The 20,612-nt window shown below is 70.3% G+C and carries 20 protein-coding genes and 2 tRNA genes; 9 read left to right on the forward strand and 13 right to left on the reverse strand.

Annotation, left to right across the window (positions count from 1 at the left end; all coding sequences use genetic code 11):
* Nucleotides 1-262: 262 nt before the first annotated feature.
* From D7X99_RS11500 to D7X99_RS11515, 3 genes are all read left to right on the forward strand, one after another.
* Complete coding sequence (locus tag D7X99_RS11500; protein ID WP_233613299.1) at nt 263-1,207, forward strand: histidine kinase dimerization/phospho-acceptor domain-containing protein; 945 nt, start codon at nt 263-265, stop codon at nt 1,205-1,207.
* Between the two features lie 124 nt (nt 1,208-1,331).
* Nucleotides 1,332-1,973: a hypothetical protein gene (locus D7X99_RS42300; protein WP_147476131.1), complete on the forward strand. Its 642-nt coding sequence runs from the start codon at nt 1,332-1,334 to the stop codon at nt 1,971-1,973.
* Nucleotides 1,970-2,176 carry a hypothetical protein gene (locus D7X99_RS11515; RefSeq protein WP_120574963.1) on the forward strand — a complete coding sequence of 69 codons (207 nt, stop codon included), beginning with the start codon at nt 1,970-1,972 and terminating at the stop codon, nt 2,174-2,176. The genes D7X99_RS42300 and D7X99_RS11515 overlap by 4 nt, the downstream gene beginning before the upstream one ends.
* A gap of 92 nt (nt 2,177-2,268) precedes the next feature.
* Here D7X99_RS11515 and D7X99_RS11520 read toward each other — a convergent pair whose 3' ends face one another.
* Genes D7X99_RS11520 through D7X99_RS11545 form a run of 6 tightly spaced genes read right to left on the reverse strand, consistent with a single transcriptional unit; the run spans nt 2,269 to nt 9,498 of the window.
* Complete coding sequence (locus D7X99_RS11520) at nt 2,269-4,806, reverse strand: response regulator (protein ID WP_121777819.1); 2,538 nt, start codon at nt 4,804-4,806, stop codon at nt 2,269-2,271.
* A 16-nt stretch (nt 4,807-4,822) separates the two neighbouring features.
* Complete coding sequence (locus tag D7X99_RS11525) at nt 4,823-5,404, reverse strand: chemotaxis protein CheW (protein ID WP_121777820.1); 582 nt, start codon at nt 5,402-5,404, stop codon at nt 4,823-4,825.
* Nucleotides 5,405-5,414: 10 nt separating this feature from the next.
* On the reverse strand, nt 5,415-5,828 hold the full coding sequence (locus D7X99_RS11530) for a two-component system response regulator (protein ID WP_120566495.1): 414 nt from the start codon (nt 5,826-5,828) through the stop codon (nt 5,415-5,417).
* Nucleotides 5,825-7,411 (reverse strand): methyl-accepting chemotaxis protein, encoded by a 1,587-nt coding sequence (locus tag D7X99_RS11535; RefSeq protein WP_121777884.1) that lies wholly within the window; start codon nt 7,409-7,411, stop codon nt 5,825-5,827. Before D7X99_RS11535 ends, D7X99_RS11530 begins: the two co-directional genes overlap by 4 nt.
* A 60-nt stretch (nt 7,412-7,471) precedes the next feature.
* Nucleotides 7,472-8,938: a CheR family methyltransferase gene (locus D7X99_RS11540; RefSeq protein WP_121777821.1), complete on the reverse strand. Its 1,467-nt coding sequence runs from the start codon at nt 8,936-8,938 to the stop codon at nt 7,472-7,474.
* On the reverse strand, nt 8,935-9,498 hold the full coding sequence (locus tag D7X99_RS11545; RefSeq protein ID WP_121777822.1) for a chemotaxis protein CheW: 564 nt from the start codon (nt 9,496-9,498) through the stop codon (nt 8,935-8,937). Before D7X99_RS11545 ends, D7X99_RS11540 begins: the two co-directional genes overlap by 4 nt.
* Before the next feature lie 247 nt (nt 9,499-9,745).
* Between D7X99_RS11545 and D7X99_RS11550 the strand changes: the two genes are divergently transcribed.
* Nucleotides 9,746-11,806, forward strand: coding sequence for a protein kinase (locus D7X99_RS11550; protein ID WP_121777823.1), 2,061 nt, complete (start codon nt 9,746-9,748; stop codon nt 11,804-11,806).
* Nucleotides 11,807-11,834: 28 nt separating this feature from the next.
* Here the strand turns inward: D7X99_RS11550 and D7X99_RS11555 are convergent, their stop codons facing one another.
* From D7X99_RS11555 to D7X99_RS11570, 4 genes are read right to left on the reverse strand one after another with little or no spacing between them, the layout of a single operon-like run.
* The gene (locus D7X99_RS11555; protein WP_121777824.1) at nt 11,835-12,554 is read right to left on the reverse strand and encodes an HAD family phosphatase; all 720 of its coding nucleotides are present in this window, start codon (nt 12,552-12,554) and stop codon (nt 11,835-11,837) included.
* 9 nt (nt 12,555-12,563) lie between these two features.
* Nucleotides 12,564-13,529 (reverse strand): myxosortase-dependent metalloprotease, MXAN_2677/MXAN_2678 family, encoded by a 966-nt coding sequence (locus D7X99_RS11560; RefSeq protein ID WP_121777825.1) that lies wholly within the window; start codon nt 13,527-13,529, stop codon nt 12,564-12,566.
* The gene (locus D7X99_RS11565; RefSeq protein ID WP_121777826.1) at nt 13,526-14,425 is read right to left on the reverse strand and encodes a myxosortase-dependent metalloprotease, MXAN_2677/MXAN_2678 family; all 900 of its coding nucleotides are present in this window, start codon (nt 14,423-14,425) and stop codon (nt 13,526-13,528) included. The genes D7X99_RS11560 and D7X99_RS11565 overlap by 4 nt, the downstream gene beginning before the upstream one ends.
* On the reverse strand, nt 14,425-15,006 hold the full coding sequence (locus tag D7X99_RS11570; RefSeq protein WP_121777827.1) for a hypothetical protein: 582 nt from the start codon (nt 15,004-15,006) through the stop codon (nt 14,425-14,427). The genes D7X99_RS11565 and D7X99_RS11570 overlap by 1 nt, the downstream gene beginning before the upstream one ends.
* An 88-nt stretch (nt 15,007-15,094) precedes the next feature.
* Between D7X99_RS11570 and gltX the strand changes: the two genes are divergently transcribed.
* From gltX to D7X99_RS11590, 4 genes are all read left to right on the forward strand, one after another.
* Nucleotides 15,095-16,546, forward strand: a complete 1,452-nt coding sequence (gene gltX, locus D7X99_RS11575) for a glutamate--tRNA ligase (protein ID WP_121777828.1) — start codon at nt 15,095-15,097, stop codon at nt 16,544-16,546.
* A gap of 46 nt (nt 16,547-16,592) precedes the next feature.
* Nucleotides 16,593-17,003: a hypothetical protein gene (locus D7X99_RS11580; protein ID WP_121777829.1), complete on the forward strand. Its 411-nt coding sequence runs from the start codon at nt 16,593-16,595 to the stop codon at nt 17,001-17,003.
* A gap of 67 nt (nt 17,004-17,070) precedes the next feature.
* Nucleotides 17,071-17,141: transfer RNA gene (locus tag D7X99_RS11585), tRNA-Gln, on the forward strand.
* A gap of 81 nt (nt 17,142-17,222) precedes the next feature.
* Nucleotides 17,223-17,294 (forward strand) — tRNA-Glu (locus D7X99_RS11590).
* Between the two features lie 152 nt (nt 17,295-17,446).
* Here D7X99_RS11590 and D7X99_RS11595 read toward each other — a convergent pair.
* Complete coding sequence (locus tag D7X99_RS11595; RefSeq protein WP_167548480.1) at nt 17,447-18,415, reverse strand: response regulator; 969 nt, start codon at nt 18,413-18,415, stop codon at nt 17,447-17,449.
* Nucleotides 18,416-18,487: 72 nt separating this feature from the next.
* Between D7X99_RS11595 and D7X99_RS11600 the strand changes: the two genes are divergently transcribed.
* Nucleotides 18,488-19,060: a hypothetical protein gene (locus D7X99_RS11600; protein ID WP_233613300.1), complete on the forward strand. Its 573-nt coding sequence runs from the start codon at nt 18,488-18,490 to the stop codon at nt 19,058-19,060.
* On the opposite strand, the gene D7X99_RS11605 is transcribed toward D7X99_RS11600, so the two are convergent.
* Complete coding sequence (locus D7X99_RS11605) at nt 19,038-20,195, reverse strand: sensor histidine kinase (protein WP_121777831.1); 1,158 nt, start codon at nt 20,193-20,195, stop codon at nt 19,038-19,040. The two genes, D7X99_RS11600 and D7X99_RS11605, sit on opposite strands and share 23 nt — an antisense overlap.
* 136 nt (nt 20,196-20,331) lie before the next feature.
* Nucleotides 20,332-20,592 (reverse strand): DUF2795 domain-containing protein, encoded by a 261-nt coding sequence (locus tag D7X99_RS11610; RefSeq protein ID WP_233613301.1) that lies wholly within the window; start codon nt 20,590-20,592, stop codon nt 20,332-20,334.
* Between the last annotated feature and the right edge of the window lie 20 nt (nt 20,593-20,612).

The raw sequence follows: 20,612 nt of genomic DNA on the forward strand, positions 1-20,612 counted from the left end.
CCTGACGTGGGCAGGTGATAGCAAGCGGCTGGCCAAAACCTTTTCCCAGCAAGAGCAAGGGTTTGGCGTGAGGGGGCTGCCCGAACGGCGGTAAAAATGTCCGCTCGGCGTGATCAGCGTGGGTAAAGGATTGCTGCCTGGTGCGGAACGGAAGTGCTCTCCGGTGGAGCCATTGCGCCTCTTGACGGGCATGACCATTCCTTGGCGCGTGCGGGCTGGGGCTTGGATGGGGCGGCGCATCGAGGACGACCTCGATGCCAGGATGGAAACGACGCTGACGGCGGTGGCCGAGCAGGCGCTGCGCAAAGGAACGCGCGCGGGCCTGGAGGCTCTCCTCAAGGCGTCCTTGCGGCTGACCGGAGCGACCGGCGCGGCCCTCTATGAAGGACGCGTTTGCGTGATGAAGGTGGGGAACGTCCCCGCCCGTCGCGCGGATGCATCGAAGCGGTCCTCTGTCATGGAGATATGGCCCGCGCCGCTGACGACATCGCAGCGGAGCGTGGTGGCGCGCTTCAGCACGTTCGCCCCGGCGCTGCTCGCGGCGCACGCGCGTGAGGTGGCCCAGGGCGCAAGGCAGGCCCGGCTGCTCGAAGCGAAGCGGCGCCTGGAGCGCACCGTGGCGGTGCAGGACAAGCGGCGCTCGCGCGCGGCACACGACCTGCGCACGCCGCTCATGGTCATCAAGGGCTACGTGGACATGATGCTCAAGGGCACCGGCGGACCGCTGGGCCCGCAGGCGCAGCGCTACCTGGAGCGGATCGCCAAGGTCGCCGCGGATCAGAAGGAGCTCATCGACCGGCGCCTCGCACCACCCGTGCCGGGCCTGGATGACCTGCGCCCCGTGCTGACGCGCGCCTTCGCGCCCACACGAGGCCGCGCCGTCCCCACGCTGACGCTGCCCGCGGAACGGACCGTGCCGGTCAGGGGCGCCCAGGCGGACTGGGAGCTGCTCGCCCATACCCTGGCCCGGGGCACAGCTGGCGCCGTGGCTGTGGACGTCCACCTGGGCCCGGCCTCGGAGTCCTCCCAGTGGCTGCTGCGCGTCCGGGCCTGCCCTGGCGCGGCCCTGACGGCGCGGACGCAGGCCATGCTCCAGCAGCTCACGGAACGGCTGGGAGGCACGCTGGCCGTGGCCGTGGAGCCCCGGCTGGAAATCACCCTGGTGCTGCCGGGGGATGACGCCTTCCCCGTACCCGCCCACTGCTGAGGGTATGAGAAGGCGGGAGACATCGGGCCAGTGCGCGAAAGGTAGGCGAAGGTCGCAACTCGCCTACTCGCAACTGCGATAAAAGGGAAAGCGGTTTTCCTTCCTGACCCCGAAGGCCTCCCCCATGAAGCTCAACCGAAGCTCGAGCGTGCTCTCCACGAAGTCCGACTCGGCGCTGTCGACGTCGCAGCCGCGTCGCAGCAACTCCGTGGATGCGAAGCCCACCACGACGACGTCGCCGTCCTCGACGCCGGCGAAGCCCTCCCGGTCCAACTCAGCGCCCCCGACGGCCAACCGGCCGCCCAGCGACGTGTCCACCGGCAGCCCGTCGCGCACCCGCCCGCGCAACCCGGAAGGGGCGGCGAGCGTGAACAACGCGCAGGCGAGCGGCGCCAAGAAGCCCACGACGAACACCGAGATCCGCGCCTGGTACAAGCAGCAGATCGCCGGCATCCCCGCGAATGACGCGAAGCTCCAGGCACAGGGGGCGTCGCTGGCGGACCGCGCGAAGGCCGCGCACTCCATCCGCCACGAGGCCCGCGTGGGCGCGCGTGAGTTCATGGGCACGTTTGAATCCGCGATGCTCAAGGCGCGCGACTTCTTCAAGTACGGCCGGCTGGACGGCCCCTCTTTCGACCAGCTCGTCGGTGAGGCCAAGAAGAGCGGCTTGAGCGAGGCGCAGGCGTACGACAAGATCATCAACAGCTCGCAGCGTACCAACCAGGCCGTGGACAACATCTACGCCAAGCCACAGGCAAAGCTATGAACGCTGATCAACTGATGAAGCAGAAGCTGGAGTGGGTGAAGACGTCGGACCCGCTCCACCCGCTGCGCACCAAGGCGGAGGGCAAGGAACTGCGCCTGCGCATCGGCGACTTCCCCGAGGAGTCCATGTACACGCTGCTCGTCGACGACCAGGAGGTCACCGAGTTCGACGACTGGCCCAAGGCGTGGGTCCGCCCGCGCTGAAGAAGCGCCTCACCGCTGAAAGAACAGACGCCCTGTCCCTCGCTCCAGGCGAAGGACGGGGCGTCGTCGTTTCCAGGCCACCCTGCCCGGCCTCAGCCAGGCAGCAGCTGGCGCACGAGCTCCAGGAGCTTGCCGCGCTCCACCTCGCGCTTGACGAGGTAGCCGTCCGCGCCCGCCTCCAGACCGGCCGCGCGGTCCTCGTTGCTGTCCAGCGACGTGACCAGGATGATGGGCGTGCGCCGGAACATGGGGTGGCCCTTGATCCGCCGCGCCAGTCCCACGCCGTCCAGCCGGGGCATCTGCCAGTCGCTGACCACCAGGTGGCAGTGAACGCGCTCCAGCACCTGCCACGCCTCCTCACCGTCCGACGCCGTCACCACCGGGTAGCCGGCGATCTCCAGCAGCGACTTCATCGCGAAGCGCGTGGTGAGCGAGTCGTCGCACACCAGGATGCGCGGCAGCTTGGATTCACCACCGGAGGTGCGCGTGTCCGGCTTGGCCGCGCGCAGCAGCTCCGGCGCGTTGAGCACCGGGACCACGCGGCCGTCGTCCAGCACCGCCGCGCCCGCCAGGTGCGTGACGTCCCGCAGGTGCTTGCCCAGCGCGCGGACCACCAGCTCCTGCTGCCCCACCACCTCGTCGATGGCGTACAGCACGCGCTCTTCACCGAGCGACAGCAGCACCGCGGTCTGCCGCCGGCCCGACTCCAGCGCGAGCGGCATGCGCGGCAGGCCGATGGCCTCCGAGAGCGACAGGAACGTGAGCTGCTCGCCGTCCAGCCGCGCCACCACGCGTCCAGCCACCGTGCCCACGTCGTCCGCGTCCAGCCGCAGCACGCGCTTCACGGTGTCGGAGGGAATCGCGGTGATGGTGGTGCCGGTGCGCACCAGCAGGCCCAGCGCCGCCGCCAGCGTCAGCGGCAGGTCCACGATGAAGCGCGTGCCCTTGCCGGGCGTGTACTCCACGTCCGCGCTGCCCTGCAGCCGCTGCGCGGTGGCCAGCACCACGTCCAGGCCCACCCCACGGCCCGACGTGGACGTCACTTCCTCACGCGTGGAGAAGCCCGGCTGGAAGATGAGCCGCGCGGCCTGCGCGTCCGACAGCTTGTCCGCCGCCTCCTGGTTCATCAGGCCCCGGCGCACCGCCGTCGCGCGCACGCGCACCGGGTCCAGGCCCGCGCCGTCATCCTCCACGATGACGCCGATGCGCGTGCCCCGCGCCTCCACTCGCACGACCAGCCGGCCCGTCTCCGGCTTGCCCGCCGCCTTGCGCGCCGCGGGCATCTCCAGCCCGTGGTCGATGGCGTTGCGCACCAGGTGCACCAGCGGATCCTTCAGCGCGTCCACGATGCGCCGGTCGAGCCGCACGTCGGTGCCGCCCAGCTCCAGCGTCACCTCCTTGTCCAGCCGCGAAGCCGTCTCGCGCACCGTGCGCCGCAGGGGCTCCAGCACCTGGGAAGCCGGCACCATGCGCAGGTCTCGCAGGTCGTCGCGGATGACCTGCGCCACCAGCGACTGCTGCTCACCGTCGCGGTGCGCCTCCTTCGCATGCTCCAGCAGGCGCTTCTGCATCGTGCGCATCAGGCCCACGCCCGTGCGCAGCGGCTCCAGCGCGGACCCGCCGCCGGACATGGCCAGCTGCGACGCGGCGCGCTCCAGGTGCAGCAGCACCTCGTGCGCCTGGTCCGTCAACGACCGGAAGCCCTCCGTGCGCCGGCCCTGCTGCGCCCGCCCGGACACCAGGTGCTCCACCTGGAGCGCCAGCGAGTCCAGCGTCTTCACGGACACGCGCACCGCGCGGTCCACCGTCCCGGCGCGGCCTTCAGGGGCCGTGGTGCTCGCGCGCGCCACGGGCTTCGCCGCCGGGGCCGGAGCCGGCTTCGCGGGCTCGGGCTCGCGGACCGCGACAGCCTCCTCCGCCAGGCTCAGCGCCATGCGCAGGTCCACCAGCGCGCCCGCCACCTCCGACGCCGCCAGTCCCGCCGCGTCCCCGCCCTCCTCCATGCGCGTGAAGCCCAGCGCCGCGGCTTCCGCCAGCGCGGCCACCGCATCCGCCTGGACGGCCTCCGCGATCTGACGCAGGGCGTGCGCCTGGTCCACCGCCGAGCGCACCGCGCCCGCCCGGTCTTCCACCTTGGGGGACACCAGCGTGCTCAGCGCCGTCTCCAGCGCCACCAGCGCCTTCAGCCCGTCCTCGCCCAACGGGCCGCTGATGGCGGCGTCGTCGGACCCGGGGGCGGCCGGCTCCTCGTGGCCCAGGGCCTTGAGCAGCGAGCCCACGCCGTCCACCACGGGCTGTTCACCCGCGTCGCCCCGGTTGAGGGCGTTCTCGATGGCGGAGAGGCCCCGAAGCATCGCCTCCACGGCGCCCCGGGAGATGGGCTGATCCACGTCGACGTGGGACAGCCCGTCCTCGATGGCGTGGACGATGCGTTCGATGTCGTCCAGCCCCAGGCTCGCCGCGGAGCCCTTGAGGCTGTGCACCACGCGCTTCAGCGACGGCATCAGGTCCGCGTCGCGGGCGCTGGCCGGCTGCTCCAGCCCCAGCACCTTCGACCCGATGGCCTGAATCTGTTCGCGCGTCTCCGCGGCGAACACCGGCCAGATGCTGCGCAGCAACTGCGGATCCATGAAACCCCAGTCCCCTCTAGCCGCGCCTTGCGGCCGCCGGGTTGCCCAGCTGTGTGAGGTCCAGCACCGTGAGCCGGTCCGGCGTCAGGAACAGGAACGGCCCCGGCGGCGGCTGGGACAGCTCCGCGCGCGGCAACTCCAGCCGTCCGTCCACGACCTCCGCCGCCAGCCCGAACGCCTCGTCGTCCACTTCCACCACCACGACCTTGCTCAGGTCGGACATGCCCCCGCCCTCCAGCCCCAGCAACTGCCGCAGGTCCAGCACCGGCACGATGCGCGAGCGCGACAGGAGCGCCCCCAGCACGTGGCTCGGCGCCCCGGGAAGCGAGCACATCCCGCGCGACTCCAGCACGTGGTCCACGTAGTCGATCTTCACCGCGTAGCGCTCGCCGCCCACCTGGAAGGCGAGCACCGTGACGACCTCCTGGCGCGTCTCGTGGCGCGAGTTCGCCAGCGCCACCGCGCGCTGGTGCAGCACCTCGCGCCGCCTGTGGGCGCTCACGACGGTGGCGCCTTCCAGCAGCATCTGGGCCGCGTCGAGCGAGGCCTTCAGCTCGTCGAAGTCGATGGGCAGCAGCTTGCGGTCGTCAGTAGACATGGGCGGGCGGTCAGTACTTCGTGGCCGGCAGCTTGAGGATGTCCCGCACCTTGGAGCGCAGGTCGTCCACGGACACCGGCTTGTTGAGGAACGCGCTCGCGCCGACGAGCTTCCCCTTCTGGCGGCTCGCGTCGTCCTTCAGCGACGTGAGCAGCATGAAGGGCGTGTCGTGCAGCTTCGGGTCACCCCGGATGGCCGCGCACAGCGCGAAGCCGTCCATCTCCGGCATCTGCACGTCGGAGATGATGAGGTCCGGCTTCTGCTCGCGCGCCCGCTTCAGTCCCACCGCGCCGTTGGGCGCGTCCACGAAGTCCAGCCCCCACCCCATCAGGTAGACCTGCAGGAGGTTGGTGATGGTCTTCGTGTCCTCCACGATCAGCACCTTCGCTGCCTTGCGTGCCCCACCCGTCACGTTGCTGTTCATAGCTGGTACCTGCCTACAAGTTCAGAGAAGCGCTTCGACAAGATGGAGAGATTGCCGGCCACCTGCTCGATGCGCCGGGTGCCCTCCACCGAATCACTCATGGCGGACGTCAGCTCGCCCATCGCCGTGGCGATCTGCTCCACGCCAATGGTCTGCTGCCGCGTGTTGCCCGCGATCTGCCGCGCCGCCCCGGACGACTCGCGGATGACCTCCGACAGGCCCAGGATGGTGGAGCCCGCGCCGCGCGCAAGCTCCATCGCCGCCTGGGCGCGCCGGCTGCCCTCGTCCGTCGTGGTCACCGCCAGGCGGGTGCCCTTCTGCACTTCACCCAGGAGCACGCGCACCTGCTCGGCCGCCATGCGGGACTGCTCCGCCAGCGTGCGCATCTCCGTGGCCACCACGGCGAAGCCGCGTCCGTGCTCGCCCGCCTTCGCCGCCTCGATGGAGGCGTTGAGGGCCAGCAGGTTGGACTGCTCCGCCACGTCCTTCACCTGTCCGATGATGTCGCTGATCTGCAGCGTGCGCTCGTTCAGGTCGGTGATGGCCAGGGCAATGGCCTTCACCTGTTCGCCCAGCTTCTCCATGCCCTCCACGCTCTCCGTGACGACCTTCTGTCCCTGAGCGCTGAGCGACTCCGACTTCTGCGTCTGGGCGATGACCGCGTCCGCGTAGGACGTGGCCTGTTTGGAGGTCTGGGCGATCTCCGCCACCGTGGTGCTCGTCTCGTTGATGGCGGACGCCTGCTGGTGCGCCATCGCGGACTGCTGCGTGGAGGTGGCCAGCACGCCCGCGGCCTCGTGCTCCAGGTCCGTGGCCGCGCCGCGCAGGTCGTGCAGCAGGTGCACCAGCGCGTCCGCCATGGTGGCGAAGCTGCCCGCCAGTTCGCCAATCTCGTCCGTGCCGGTGGTGTCGATCTGCTGGCGCAGGTCCCCCGCGGCAATGCCCACCGCCGCGCGGGCCAGCCGCTCCAGCGGCTGGATGAAGAGGCTGGCCATGCCGGCCGCCGCCAGCAGGCCCAGCACCAGCACCAGCAGGCCCAGGCCCGCGGTGCGCCAGGTGCTGGAGGACAGCGACTCCGCCAGCGCCTCGCGGTCCAGCGCCAGTTGCACGGTGCCCACGCGCTTGAGCGCGCCGCCCGGCGGGCCGAAGAGGATGGGCGCCGTCGTCTCCACCACGGGCAGCGTGCCCGCCGTCAGCAGGCGGTCCACCACCGCGTCGCCGTCCGCGGGCTCCACGGCGGCGGCGGTCGCGAAGTGCTCGTCCGCGGAGCGCGCCAGCACCTTGCCGCTCGCGTCGCGGATGACGATGTACGCGATGTCCGGCACGCTCTTGAGGGCCGCGTCGGTGCCCAGTTGGAGCATCATCGCGTCGTTCGCCGCGGCGGACGCACCCACGGCGAACGCCATGCCGATGCCCACCGCGCGCGAGCGCTTGGTCAGCTCATCCAGCAGGCCGTCGCTCATCTGCATCCAGAACGCGAAGGTCAGGATGCCGACCAGCACGACGCCGAAGATGCCCGTGCCCCCGAGGATCTTCGTCCGCAGGCTGAGCCTGGTCGAATCCGCCCCTTGAGGCGACGCCATCTTCAAACCTTTCGCTTCCACGTTGTCCCCACCTCACGTGTACCGGCGCGCCCCACGACTTCAGCGCGCGCCCTGCCAGCCCATCTGCGAATGCCGGGGAGCCAGCGCCTGCCGCAAGCCCCCCGCCGTCATCGTCGTCTCCACGCCTCGCAGCGGGTGCTCGTCATCCAATCCATCCAGCGCGCGCAGCGCATTCTGCCTCGCGCGCTCCGCATCCTCGCGCCGATCCAGGCGGCTGTAGAGCGCCACCAGCGTCGCATGTCCCAGCGCCAGCTGCGGCTCCAGATACAGCGCCTTGCGCACTGCTTCCACCGCCGCGTCCAGATCGTTGCGCGACTCGGCCACCATCGCCAGGAGCAGGTACGCCTCCGGAGACAGCGCCCGCGCTGCCTCGCGCGCCAGCGCCTCCGCCTCCTCGAAGTGGCCCGCGTGCGCCGCCTCCAGCGCCCGCGTCAGCAGGCCCGCGTCCTGGGCCGCGCGAACCGCCGGCGTGGACGACTGGGCACGCGGGGCGTCCGCCACCGGAGCCGGGCTGGACGGCCGCGCCGAGTAGGCCGCCATGGGAGCGGACGGCGTGGGGCGGCGGGACGAAATCCGCAAGCTGCCCGGCACCGGCGTCTCCCGGCGGAGCGAGGCGGCGGTGAAGGCCGATGGCGCGTCGCGACGCGGAGGGGACACGGTGGCGGACTCGCCCGCGGTCCACAGCTGCTCCAGGGGCATGCGCAGGACGGGGGTGCCGTCCACGTCCAGCGTCTCCAGCCCCATCTCGTTGGTGAGCGGCACCTCCGCGGGCGACACGAAGAGCAGCCCGCCCGGCGCGAGCGCGCTCACCAGCCGGCTCAGCACCGCGCGCACCAGCTCCGGCGTGAAGTAGATGAGGACGTTGCGGCAGAAGATGGCGTGGAAGCCCAGGGACGGCACCGCGTCCGTGGCCAGGTTGTGGCGGCGGAAGTCCACCGTGCGCACGACCTCCGGAGTGACGGAGTGCTGCGTGTCATTTCCCGACGAGCCCGGGTGCGGAACGAGGAAGCGCTTCTCCAGGTCCGGCTCGATGCGCCGCAGCGACCACGGGCTGTACACGCCGGCCTTCGCGCGCTGCAGGGCCCGGCCGGACACGTCCGTCGCCAGCACGCGGAAGCGCCCGCCGTTGCCCAGCCCCGCGTCCATCAGCGCCATGGCGATGCTGTAGGGCTCCTCGCCGCTCGCGCAGCCCGCGCTCCAGACGTTGAACGGGCCGCCCTGGTGCAGGCGCGCCCGAGACGCCAGCGCGCGCAGGTGCTCCGGGTGGCGGAAGAAGTAGGTCTCGCCGATGACGGCGTGCTCGATGAACGCCTCCACCGCCGTCGGCTCGCGAATGAGCAACTGGCGCAGGAAGGCCGTCTCGGACAGGTTGCGCGTCAGCGCCGCGCGGGACAGCGCGGGCTCCAACGAGCGACGCAGGCTGCTCGCGAGCGTCAGGCCGCAGGCGCCCTGGAGCACCTCCTCGACCTTCGCGAGCGTGGCGTCGTCGAGAAGCCCGTCGCTCACAGGCCCTCCGTCCCGTTCAGCAGCGCGCTCGTGCGCAGGAGCGGGCGCAGGCCCTCCGGCGTGCGGCACAAGCCCGCCATCAGCCCGGTGCCGTCCCACGGCAGCTTCTCTTCGCCGCTCTGCGAGCCGTCCACCAGCACCGGCGTCTCCACCAGGTCCTTCACCCGGTCCACCAGCAGCGCCACCATGCGGCCCGCGTCCACCACCACCAGCAGCGAGTCCAGATCCGGCGTGCGCTTGACGCCCATCAGGCGCGCCACGTCCACCACCACCGCCGGACTGCCGCGGTAGACGAACGAACCGGACACGTGCACCGGCGCGCCGGGCAGCGGATCCAGCGCCACCAGCCGCACCACCTCCTGCACCTGCCTGGCGGGCACGAGCGCGGTCGTGTTGCCTGCCTCCACGGTCAGGTAGAGGCCCGGCAGGCGGACCTCGCCCTGCAAGGTGACGAGTTCCTGACGCAGCTGGTTCTGCTCCGCCTCCAGCGCGCTCAAGCGCTGTTGCACGGAGAGCCGGCGCGCCTGTGGAGGGACGGGGACTTTGGGGGTTTCGGCCATCGAAGAACTCGGCCCGCCGGATGGCAGGCAGGAAGAAAAACCGTAATCCGGGAGCCCCACCCAAAGCAATGCGGGCTTACCCGAAGGTCGCGACTCACATCCCCCCCTGCGACCGGGGTCGCGCTTGCCCCGACGTGGTGGATTCCGGACCCCCTTGGCGTGCGCCGCACCGGCGAGTTGTGCTTGGATACGGAGCTGCTGCTTTTGCCGGAGAAACCATGTTGCACGCAGCTTCTAGGGGACACGAATGATCAAGAGCGATTCCCCGAGCCCTGAGGCCCCGGGAACGGATCCGCTCATCGGCCGGACGTTGAACGGCCGCTTCAGCATTCTAGAGCCCCTGGGCGTGGGTGGAATGGGCAAGGTGTACCGCGCCCTCCAGGCACCCTTGGATCGCATGGTCGCGCTCAAGGTGCTCAACCCCAACTTCCCGAGCAGCCGCGACCCTGGCTTCCAGAAGCGCTTCCTGCGCGAGGCGTCGCTGACGTCGAAGCTGCGGCACCCTAACACCGTCACCGTCATCGACTACGGGCAGACGGACGACGGCATCTACTACATCGCGATGGAGTACCTGGAGGGTCGCACGCTCCAGCAGGTGCTGGGCCAGGCCGGCCCCCTGCCCTGGGCGCGCGCGGTGTCGGTGGCGCAGCAGGTGTGCCGCTCGCTGCGCGAGGCGCACGCCCTGGGCATCATCCACCGCGACCTCAAGCCCGCGAACATCATGATCCTCAACGAGGCGGATCAGGACCTGGTGAAGGTCCTGGACTTCGGCCTCGTGAAGTCCGTGGGACCGCAGGAGGGGCCGGTCAGCCCCGAAATCACCCAGAACGGCACGTTCCTGGGCTCGCCGCAGTACATGGCGCCGGAGCAGGCGCGCAACGTGGCGGACGCGCGCAGCGACGTGTACTCGCTGGGCATCATGCTGTTCCAGATGCTGATGGGCCGGCCGCCCTTCATCGCGCGCGACCACATCGAGCTCATCTTCGCCCACTACAAGGAACCGCCCCCCACCTTCCAGGCCGTGCGCCCGGACCTCGCGGTGCCGCCAGAGATTGAGATGGTGGTGCGCCGCTGCATGGAGAAGGATCCGGCGCGGCGCTTCCAGACGATGGACGAACTGCTGGAGGGCCTGCGCGAGGCGCACATGGCCGCGGGCGGCAACAGCGGCGTGTTCCGCCGGCTGGGCGGCTCCTCGACGACGGGCCCCTACCCCTCGCCGCCGACGACGGGCCCCTACGCGTCCCCGCTGTTCGCCAACGTGGGCAACGCGGAGCCCGCGGACGGTGGGCTCGCGGTGGACATCAGCGTGGAGGTGCCGGCGGACGTGCAGCGCGCCCGCCAGCGCACGCTCATGATGGGCGCGCTGGGTGGCGTGATGGTCGCGGGCCTGGTGGGCATCACGCTGTTCTTCCTGCGCGGCGGCGGCAGCCCGGATGAGAAGCCCGCGCAGCCGGTGACCCAGGCCACGGCCCCCGCCGCACCGGCCCCGGTGGCGGAAGTCCCCACTGCGGCGCCCGCGCCGGGCAAGGTGCGCTTCCGGCTGATGAGCCAGCCGTCCGGCGCGCGCGTCTACTACAAGGGCAAGGAGAAGGGCGTGACGCCCTTCATGATGGAGCTGCCCCTGGGCAGCGAGGGCAGCATCACCGCGGAGCTGACCTTCGCGCTGGAGGGCTACCAGACGGAGACCATCATCACCGGCGGCTCCGGTGAGGTGGTGCTGTCCCAGAAGCTGACCAAGCGCCGGGGCGGCGGTGAGCGCCCGAGCCGCGTGGATCTGGCCACCGCCTCCACCCCCGAGGACTTCGAGAACGTGGCCCCGGCGACGCCGGGTGGACTCGCGGCGCCGGTGATGATGACGGCGAACCCCGCCACCCCCGCGGCCGTCCCCGCCACGACGACGGACAAGGCGCCGGGCGCGGTGGGTGTGTCCGCCGCGGCACCGGTCAGCGCGGCGGGCAGCCTCGCGGTGCCGTCGCTCACGACTGGCGCGCTCGCGCCCGTCAACCCGAACGCCGTCATCCCCTTCAACGACGCCATGGAGCGGCCCACGCTGCTGGAGGAGGGCCGGGACATCGCCTACACGCGCGAGGCGCTCGCCATCAAGGCGGAGGGGCTCGTGGCGGTGCGCTGCACCATCACCAACAAGGGGCGCGTGGAGAACTGCCGCATCCTGAAGATGGTGCAACACATGGACAAGGCGGTGCTCGACTCGCTCATGTCCCGCGTCTACAAGCCCATCCAGTACCAGGGCCGCCCGGCGAACGTGGACTACACGTTCACCATGCGGCTCGTGTCCCCGCGCCGCTGAAAGAAGCGACGCGCCTCCACCGCGTCCTTCAGGGGCCGGTGGAGGGCACGAGCGGCGGCGACGGAGGGACGGACGGGGTGGCGCCTCCAGAAGGCACGCCCCAGTCCACCACCGGCCAGCCCCGCCTCCGAGCCTCGCGGCGCAGCCGGTGGTCCGGGTTCACCACCACCGGGCGCCCCACCACCTCCAGCACCGGCAGGTCCGAGTACGAGTCCGTGTAGAAGGCGCACGCGGACAGCGGCACCCCCGCCTCCTTCGCGGTGGCCTCCGCGTAGAACCGCTTGCCCTCGCCGAAACACACGGCCCCCAGCGGGCGCCCGGTGTGCAGCCCCGCTGCGTCCACCTCGAAGCGGTTGCACAGCACGCCATCCAGGCGCAGCTCGCGCGCCACCAGGTCGGACAGGTAGCCCGAGGACGAAGTCAGCAGCACCAGCCGGTCTCCGGCCTCACGGTGGGCCTCCAGCGCGAGCAGGGCCCCGGGCCGGTACTGCCCGCGCACGGCCTCCGCGTAGAAGTCCGCGGAGCGCGCCTCCAGGGCCTTGGCGTCGGAGCCCATGAGCAGCGCGGTGGCGCGCAGGAGCACGTCCTGCATGGCCACGAAGCCCAGGTGGTAACGCGCGAGCAGCAGGCTGGCGCGCAGGGCCTCCCAGCGGGAGATGTGGCCCAGCGCCAGCTCGCGGCGCACCCAGAGCGACGCGGAGTTGGCGGCGAGCAGCGTCCTGTCCAGGTCGAAGAAGGCGACGGCCACGGTCAGAGTCTAACCGCGAGGTCCGCCCGGGGCAGCGCCGGAGAGGCCGGCCCGAGGGGCCGCTGACCGCCTGCCCCTGCGCATCAGCGCCATGCCCCAGAGCAGCACGGCGGCCACGCCCGGTCCTCCCGCGGAAGCGCCGCAGCCGGTGCCCTTCCCGTCCGCCACGAGCTTCAAGCCCGGGTCCTCCGGGATGCGGCACTGCGTGGGCGGCAGGCCGCGCGGATAGGCTGAGCAGAAGCCGGCCGCGGAGCCCGCGTCGATGACTCGCTTGGACGTCTCGCCCTGGGAGGCGGTGGCCTCCATGGTGGAGCCCGCGGAGTAGACGTGGTCCAGCCCGACGACGTGGCCAATCTCATGCGTCATCGTGTTCTGCACGTCGTAGGCGACGCAGTCGGTGGACGGCGTGCCCGAGCACGGCGGCCCATTCACGGTGGTGAAGAGGAAGCTGGGACCGAAGTCCGTCTCCGCCGCGTTGAGCTCGATGTCCGAGTCCACCACGGCGCCGTCCTTGAAGCTGAACGACGAAGTGGTGAGCCCGATGGTGGCGCCCCCGTGCGCCCAGCACTGGTAGACGTTGCCGCACGTCTCCTCCGCCCAGCACGCATCGTCCGGCGGGGCGACGTCCTGACAGTTGCGTTCGCGGAAGGTGACGACGTTGTAGTTGTCGAAGCGGTGCTCCTCGTCGTAGCCGATCTCGACGGGGCGCGACCAATCCTCGCCCCGGATGAAGCGGAAGTCGCTGCACGTCGAGGAAAGCGCCCGCCACGCGTCGAAGGCCGCCTCGATGGCGACGACCTCCGTGTCTCCGGGCGTGCGTGTGCTGCCGGCCGCGTCCAGGTGGTAGACGTAGTCACGCCCCGGCCAGACCAGACACAACGGCCGGCCCGGCACGAGCGTGCGCTTGAAGTCCTGCTGCGCGCCCGCCGCTCCCGCGCACAGCAGCACTCCCAGGAGCAGCAGGCGACAACTCACCGTCCACCCCGCCGGCGGCGCGCCAGCAGAGAGGCCGCGGCCAGCAGCGGCAGCACCGCCAGTCCACCGGCCGCCGCGGTGCAGCCATCGCCGTCCCCGTCGCCATCTCCACTCCCGTTGCCGTTGGAGTTGGTCACCGGGAAGCAGGGCTGGCTCGCGCTTCCCTTGGGGTACGCGGCGCAGACGAAGCTGCGCGAACCGGGGTCGATGTTGCGCTTGGACGTCTCGCCCGGAGGGGCGCTGGGGTTCATCGTGGAGCCCGTCGCCAGCGTGTGGTCCAGGCCCACGAAGTGGCCCACCTCATGGGTGGCCGTGTTCTGCACGTCCGTGTCCACGCAGTCCGGCGTGGCCACGATGCCGCACGGCCCGGCGTTGCCGGTGGTGAAGTTGAAGCGCGCGGCGTTGAAGGAGATGTCCGAGTCGTAGACGATGCCCGTGCGCTCGTCGTACGTGGTGAGCGTGATGGCGATGGTGCCGTCGCTGTCATCCCAGCAGTCGTACGTGTTCGCGCACGTGTCCTGGGTGAAGCAGGCGTCGCTGGCGTCCACGACCTCGCGACAGGCGCGGCCCCGGAAGAGGATGAGGTTGATGTTGTCGCCGGAGCGGTTGTAGCCCACCGTCCGGGAGTTCACGCGAGAGCCCTCCGCCAGCGTCAGGTTGCCGCAGCTGGCGAAGATGTCCTGCCAGCTCTGGAACGAGCGGGTGATGGCGTCGAACTCCGTGTGGTTCGTCGCCTTCGGGTTGCCCACGGTGCTCTGCTGATAGGTGACGCGAGTCTGCGTCCAATACAGGCACTGCGTGTTCTCATCCCCGGGGGACACGCGGCTGCGCACGTACGGCGCTGAGCTCTGTCCCATCACCGCCGCCAGCACCACCCACGACGCGAGCGCGCCCATCACTTCGCCCCCTTCTTCGCGGGCGCCGCCTGCTGCGCCTGGACCGCCGCGCGCACGGACGCCTTCAGCTCCTCCAGCGTCACCGGCTTCGCGTTGGACGCCGTCTCCTGGCGCGTCTTCGGATCAATCAACACCGCGTCCCCGGTGGATGCCGGCACCGCCATCGCGCCCGGTCCGGTGCGCTTCACCTGGTACTTGCCCTGCGCCATGCCCGCCAGCTGGAACGCGGCCGCGCCGCGCTTCTCCAGGAAGACGACGACCTCCTCGCCCTCGGAGAAGGACGCCAGGCCACCCACCACCTGGCCAATGTCCCCCACCCGGCCTCCCGGCTGGGTGACGACCACCGTGCCGCCGGGCTGCCCCTTGAGGGCCTCCGTCACTTGAATCTCCACGTCGGTGACGATGCGGCGCTTGTCCCCGCTCCAGCGGCTCTGCACGCGGCGGACGACGCCCTGCACCACCGCGTCCGACGTCTGCGCCATCTGCGGCAGGTCCGCCCGCAGCATCGTGGTGGCCCCCACCGGCAGCCCTCCGAGCAGGGTGGCCAGCACCACCGTGCGAACCGCGTGTCGAATCGACATGGATAGTCTCCTTGGCCGCGCAGCCTAACCCCAAGCGGGCGGCTTGCGTTGACCCTCGTGCACCCGTCCTGCTATCGCGCGCCTGCCCATGGCTCCGTCAAAACCCCGCGTCCGCTTCGCTCCGTCACCTACTGGATACCTCCACATCGGAGGCGCCCGTACCGCGCTCTTCAACTACCTCTACGCGAAGCGCTACGGCGGAACCTTCATCCTGCGCATGGAAGATACGGACCAGGAGCGCTCCACGCCCGAGTCCGTCCAGGCCATCCTGGATGGCCTCAACTGGCTGGGACTGGACTGGGAGGAGGGCCCCGGCAAGGAGGACCCGAAGTACGGTCCCTATTTCCAGACCCAGCGCCTGGACACGTACCGCAAGCACGCGGACCAGCTCCTCGCGGAAGGAAAGGCCTTCCGGTGCTACTGCACCCGCGAGGAAATCTCCCAGCGCCGCGAGGCGGTGGAGAAGGCGAAGGGTCAGGGCAGCTACCGCTACGAGGGCACCTGCCACGATTTGAAGGGCCCGCCCCCCGGCAAGAAGCAGGAGGACGCCGTCCTCCGCTTCCGCATGCCCTCGGGCGAGGGCACCGTGTCCTTCGACGACAAGGTGCTGGGCACCATCACCAAGGCGCACTCGGACCTGGATGACTGGGTGATGATGCGCGCGGACGGCATCCCGCTCTACAACTACGGCTGCGTCATCGACGACCACCTGATGGACATCACCCTGGTGTCGCGCGGCCAGGAGCACGTCAACTCCACCTTCCCGCAGCTGATGCTCTACAAGGCGCTGGGATGGACGCCGCCGGACTTCGCGCACCTGCCGCTCATCCTGGGGCCGGACCGGGAGAAGCTCTCCAAGCGCAAGCATCCGGAAGCGGACGTGATGCTGCACAAGCGCACGGGCATCATGCAGGAGGCCCTGCTCAACTTCGTCATCCGCCTGGGCTGGAGCCACGGCAACGACGAGGTCATCACCCGCGAGCAGATGGTGGAGTGGTTCGACTTCGACGGCGTGGGCAGCACCTCCGGCGTGTGGAACCCGGAGAAGCTCCAGTGGCTCAACCAGCAGTGGTTCAAGCTGCTGCCCCCGGCCGTGGTCGCGGAGCGGCTCGTCCCCTTCCTGGAGGCCCGCGGCTTCCAGGCGAAGGGCGATTCCCGCCTGGAGCCGCTGGTGCTCGCGCTGCGCGAGCGCTCGCGCACCCTGGACGAGATGGCGAACACCGCGTCCATCTACTTCAAGAGCGGCGTCACCCTGGATGAGAAGGCCGCCGCCAAGCACCTGAGCGGGGACTCGCTCAACCTGCTGCGCCAGGCCCGGGAGCAGCTGGCCGCCCTTCCCGCCTGGACGGTGGAGCCGCTGGACGGCGTGGTGAAGACGGTGAGCGAGGCGGCCCAGGTGGGCATGGGCAAGGTGGCCCAGCCCATCCGCGTGGCCATCACTGGCAACACCACCAGCCCCGGCATCGGTGAGACGCTGCTGCTCGTGGGGCGCGACGAAGCCCTGCGGCGCATCGACGCGGCGCTGGCTCGCGGGACGTGAGATTGACGGTGGACGCGGGCATCGCCGGGCCCTATCTTGGCCGGCGATGACGCGACCGCTTGACAGCCTGCGACCCCATTTCTATAAGGCGCGCCCGCTCGGGGCGGTGCTGCTGGCCCTCTGGGCAACGGCTTCCGGCGCCGAGCTGGTGAACGGCGCACAGATTCCGGATGGTGCCCAGAAGGTGGGCGAGAACAGGTACCGGGCTTCGCGAGACTTCGAAGCGACGCTCGACTACTACAAGAACGTCTACCCGTCCTCGAGCTACCCGAGGCGGTCGATCGTCAACCAGCCGGGCGTCAAGGCCGTGCACATCTCCAACCCCTCGGGGAAGAACTTCGAGGGGCTGAACATTTACGAAGCGAACGAAGAGGTTCGCATCTATGTCGTCCCGCTGCAGGGGGCGGCGAAGCCGGCGAAGAAGACTGAAGGCAAGCCGGTCAGGAAAACGAAGTAGTTGAAGTCAGCAGCAGAAGTCGGTAGTAGAAGCGCCCGCAACAAGCAGCACCGCAGCAGCAGCCCCTTGGGGAATCGTCTAACGGCAGGACAGCAGACTCTGACTCTGCTTATCTAGGTTCGAATCCTAGTTCCCCAGCTGAAAATCTCCGGTTGACTGGTCAGAACGGAGAATGTAGGAAGCAGCAGCAGAAACACAGTGGTTGTAGGGAAGCAAGCCGGCCCTGTCGTCTAGCGGTTAGGACGGAGCCCTCTCACGGCTCAAACTCGGGTTCGAATCCCGGCAGGGTCACTCAGAGACGCCCACCTTCGGAAACGAAGGTGGGCGTTTCGCTTTGCGGGCTACCGCACTCCGCCCTGTCCTTCCGGACAGACCTCGGGCAGTGCCGCGTCCAGGCTCCTGGACGCGGCCCGGTGGCCCCGAGGCTCGGGCGCCGCTCCTCTTCAGTTCGGGGTCGCGATGCTCTGGCGGAAGGTGTCCAGCGCGGCGGTGAGCCGCTGCTGGGCGCGCTGGATGCCCCGGCGCATCAGCAGCATCCGCACCTTCTCCGGCAGGACGCGGGTGGCGTTGGACTGGCCGTAGCCCACCAGGTCCATGCGCAGGGTGATGGCCTCCAGCAGGTCGCTCAGGTCGGCGTCCGCGCCGGCCAGGAGCACCACGTCCGGGGAGCGGCCCTGGAGCCTTTCCGCCAGCGTGTGCCACTGCGGATCCCCGGTCTCCACCACCACCACGTCCGCGCTCTCCAGTTGGGGCGAGTACGGCGGCAGCTCCACCACCTCGAAGGACGCGTCGCGCAGCACCTTCACGGCCTCGGCGCTTCCCACCACCGCGACGTTGCCGGTGTGGCCCAGGCGCACCGCCTGCTCGTAGTTGCGCAGCTCCGTCTCCAGCGCTTCATGCGCGGGCTCCGGAGCGTCCCGCCCGGCGTCCAGCAGCGCGGCGGCCTGCCGGGCCATCTCCCGGGCACCGTCGCGCGTGCGCACGCGCTCCGAGCGGCGCTCCAGCGCGGCGCGCACCTTGGCGCGCAGCACGCGCAAATCATCGAAGGGCTTCACGATGTAGTCGCTGGCACCGGCGGCGAACGCGGCGATGACGGACTCGGAGCTGGCGTAGGCGGTGATCATCACCGCCTCCAGCGCGGGCTGCATCCGCCGAGCCTCCGCGATGAGCTCCACCCCACCCATGCCGGGCAGGTTCTTGTCCGTCACCAGCACGTCGAAGCGCTGGTCCTTCAAGAGGACGAGCGCCTCCTCCGCGCTGCCCACGGGGGAGACGATGAGATCCGCCTCCCGCCCCAACAGGCGCACGCAGATATCCAGCACCACTGGCTCGTCATCCACCAGCAGCACCTTCGAGGCGAGCGTCCCCCGCCCTTCCCCTTCACCTTCGCCGGTCTCGAACGGGAGATCCATGAATTGGGAGGATCGCACAGCTCTCGTCCAACTTCGAGGGTGGGAAACAGTCGCGACCACTATGCTCTCCCGGTGAGCTTCGAAGACGCGCTGCGGGAGAACCGGGTGCCGCCGCGGCTGGGCGACGTCCGGCTTTTCTACGACGGAGGCCGCCTGGTGGGGGAATCCCTGCCGCCAGCCTGGACGCTGCGGCTCCTCCCCACGCTCCTCGTGGCCCTGGCAGCCGTGTGCACCGGGGTGGGGTTGCTGCTGCTCGTCCTGGACTCGGCCCGGACGCCGGGCGCCGCGACCCTGCTGCTCGTGCTGGCGGGAGCCATGGTGGGCGCCGCGCTGGTGACGGAGGCGCGGCTTCAACGGCGGCGCTTCGTGCTTCACTTCAAGACGGAGTCGCTGCGGCTGGAGACGCTCGCGTGGGCCCCGGGCGCGGCGCGCACGGAGGTGTTCCCCTTCGACGACGTGCGCGCGGTGCACATCGTCCAGCCGCCGAAGGGCGGATACGCACTGGTGGTGGAGTACGGCCCGGAAACCGCGCCCAGACGCGCACTGTTGGTGCGGGACGTGCGGGCGCAGGAGAGCGACACCCTCTACCGGGTGTGGAGGCTCCTGCACAACGCCTTCGGGCTCAAGGGAGCAGGGCTCGCTTGAAGACGAGCTCGATTTCGGTGCCCTCGCCCGGCGTGGACGACAGGCGCAGCTGACCGCCGAACTGCATCACCAGCTCGCGGCAGATGGACAGGCCCAGCCCCGTGCCGATGCCCACGGGCTTCGTGGTGAACATCGGCTGGAACACCTTCTCCTGAAGCGCCACGGGGATGCCGCAGCCGTTGTCCGACACGGTCAGCACCACCTCCTCGTCGCGCGCATCCCACCGCACGTCGATGCGGCCCGGACGGCCCGTGCCCTCCATGGCCTGCGCCGCGTTGACGATGAGGTTGAGCAGCACCTGGCACAGCTTCACCGGCCCGAAGACGATGCGGAGGGGCTCGCCGTTGCTGGAGAGCCGCGCCCGGTCCCGCACCTCCGCTCGCGCCAGCTTCACCGCGAAGGAGACGACCTCCGCCACGTCCGCGGTGGCCTCCATGTCCTCGCCGCGCGCCTGCGCGCGCAGGCCCAGCGCCACCCCGCGCAGGTGGCCGGCGCCCTCGGACAGGTCCTTGATGAGCGACGGCAGGTCCTCGATGGTGGAGGACACCTCCGCGTCCGGATCCGTGGCCAGGTGCCGCGACACGTACTGCACCACCCGCTCCATGTCGCGCTGGAGTGACGACACGTTCTGCGTGAGGTAGCCCACCGGGCCCATCAGCTCGTGCGCGATGCCCGCCGTCACCTGTCCCAGCGTGGCCAGACGCTCGGACTTCATCATCCGGCCTTCCACTTCGCGGATGCGCAGCTCCAGCCGGGCAATCTTGAGCGCGTCCTCGAGCGCCGCCAGCAGCTCCGCGCGGTCCCACGGCTTGACGAAGTAGCGCGTCACCTGGCCGCGGTTCACCGCGTCGATGACGGCCTGCATGTCCGCGTACGCCGTCACCAGCATGCGCTTGGCGTCAGGCGCGATGGTGCGCGCGCGCTCCAACAACTCCACGCCCGTCATCCCCGGCATGCGCTGGTCGGACAGCACCACGCCAATCTCCAGGCGTCGCTGCTCCAGAAGCGCCAGGGCCTCGTTGGGGGACGAGCACCGGAAGATGCGAAACCGCTGCCCGAAGTTGGCGTCGAACACCCTCAGGTTGAGGGCGTCGTCGTCCACGTACAGCACGGCGGGCAGGTCCGAGGCGTTCATGGAGCTCCTCCAGACCATGGCTTCCTCATCCGGAAGACAGGCTGGTCGCGCCGAAGATAACGCGCACGTCCGTCAGCGCGCCTGGGGGTACCTTGTACCCAGGCCGAAAGCGAACGCCGCGCGACAGCACTCCGCCTCAGACGGAGGCGTTCCCGAGCGCGAGGGCCACCGTGTCCACCGACGGGAAACGGCCCCGCGGCAGCGTGCCCAGCAGCGACACCACGTGGGACGGCGCCTCGTTCTCCCGCGCCACCCAGACCAACTGCTCCGCGCTGAGCGGATACACCGCGCCGTGCAGCGCCTGCTGCAGCGAGTGCGCCAGGGACACCGCCGGAGTCAGGGGAGCCGGTGAAGGCTCCACCTCCCGCAGTCCAAGTCCCAGGCGCTCGCGAGTCATGTCGTCGTTCATTGACTGAG

This window comes from Corallococcus sp. AB032C, from assembly GCF_003668935.1.
GTDB classification, from domain to species: Bacteria; Myxococcota; Myxococcia; order Myxococcales; family Myxococcaceae; genus Corallococcus; species Corallococcus exiguus.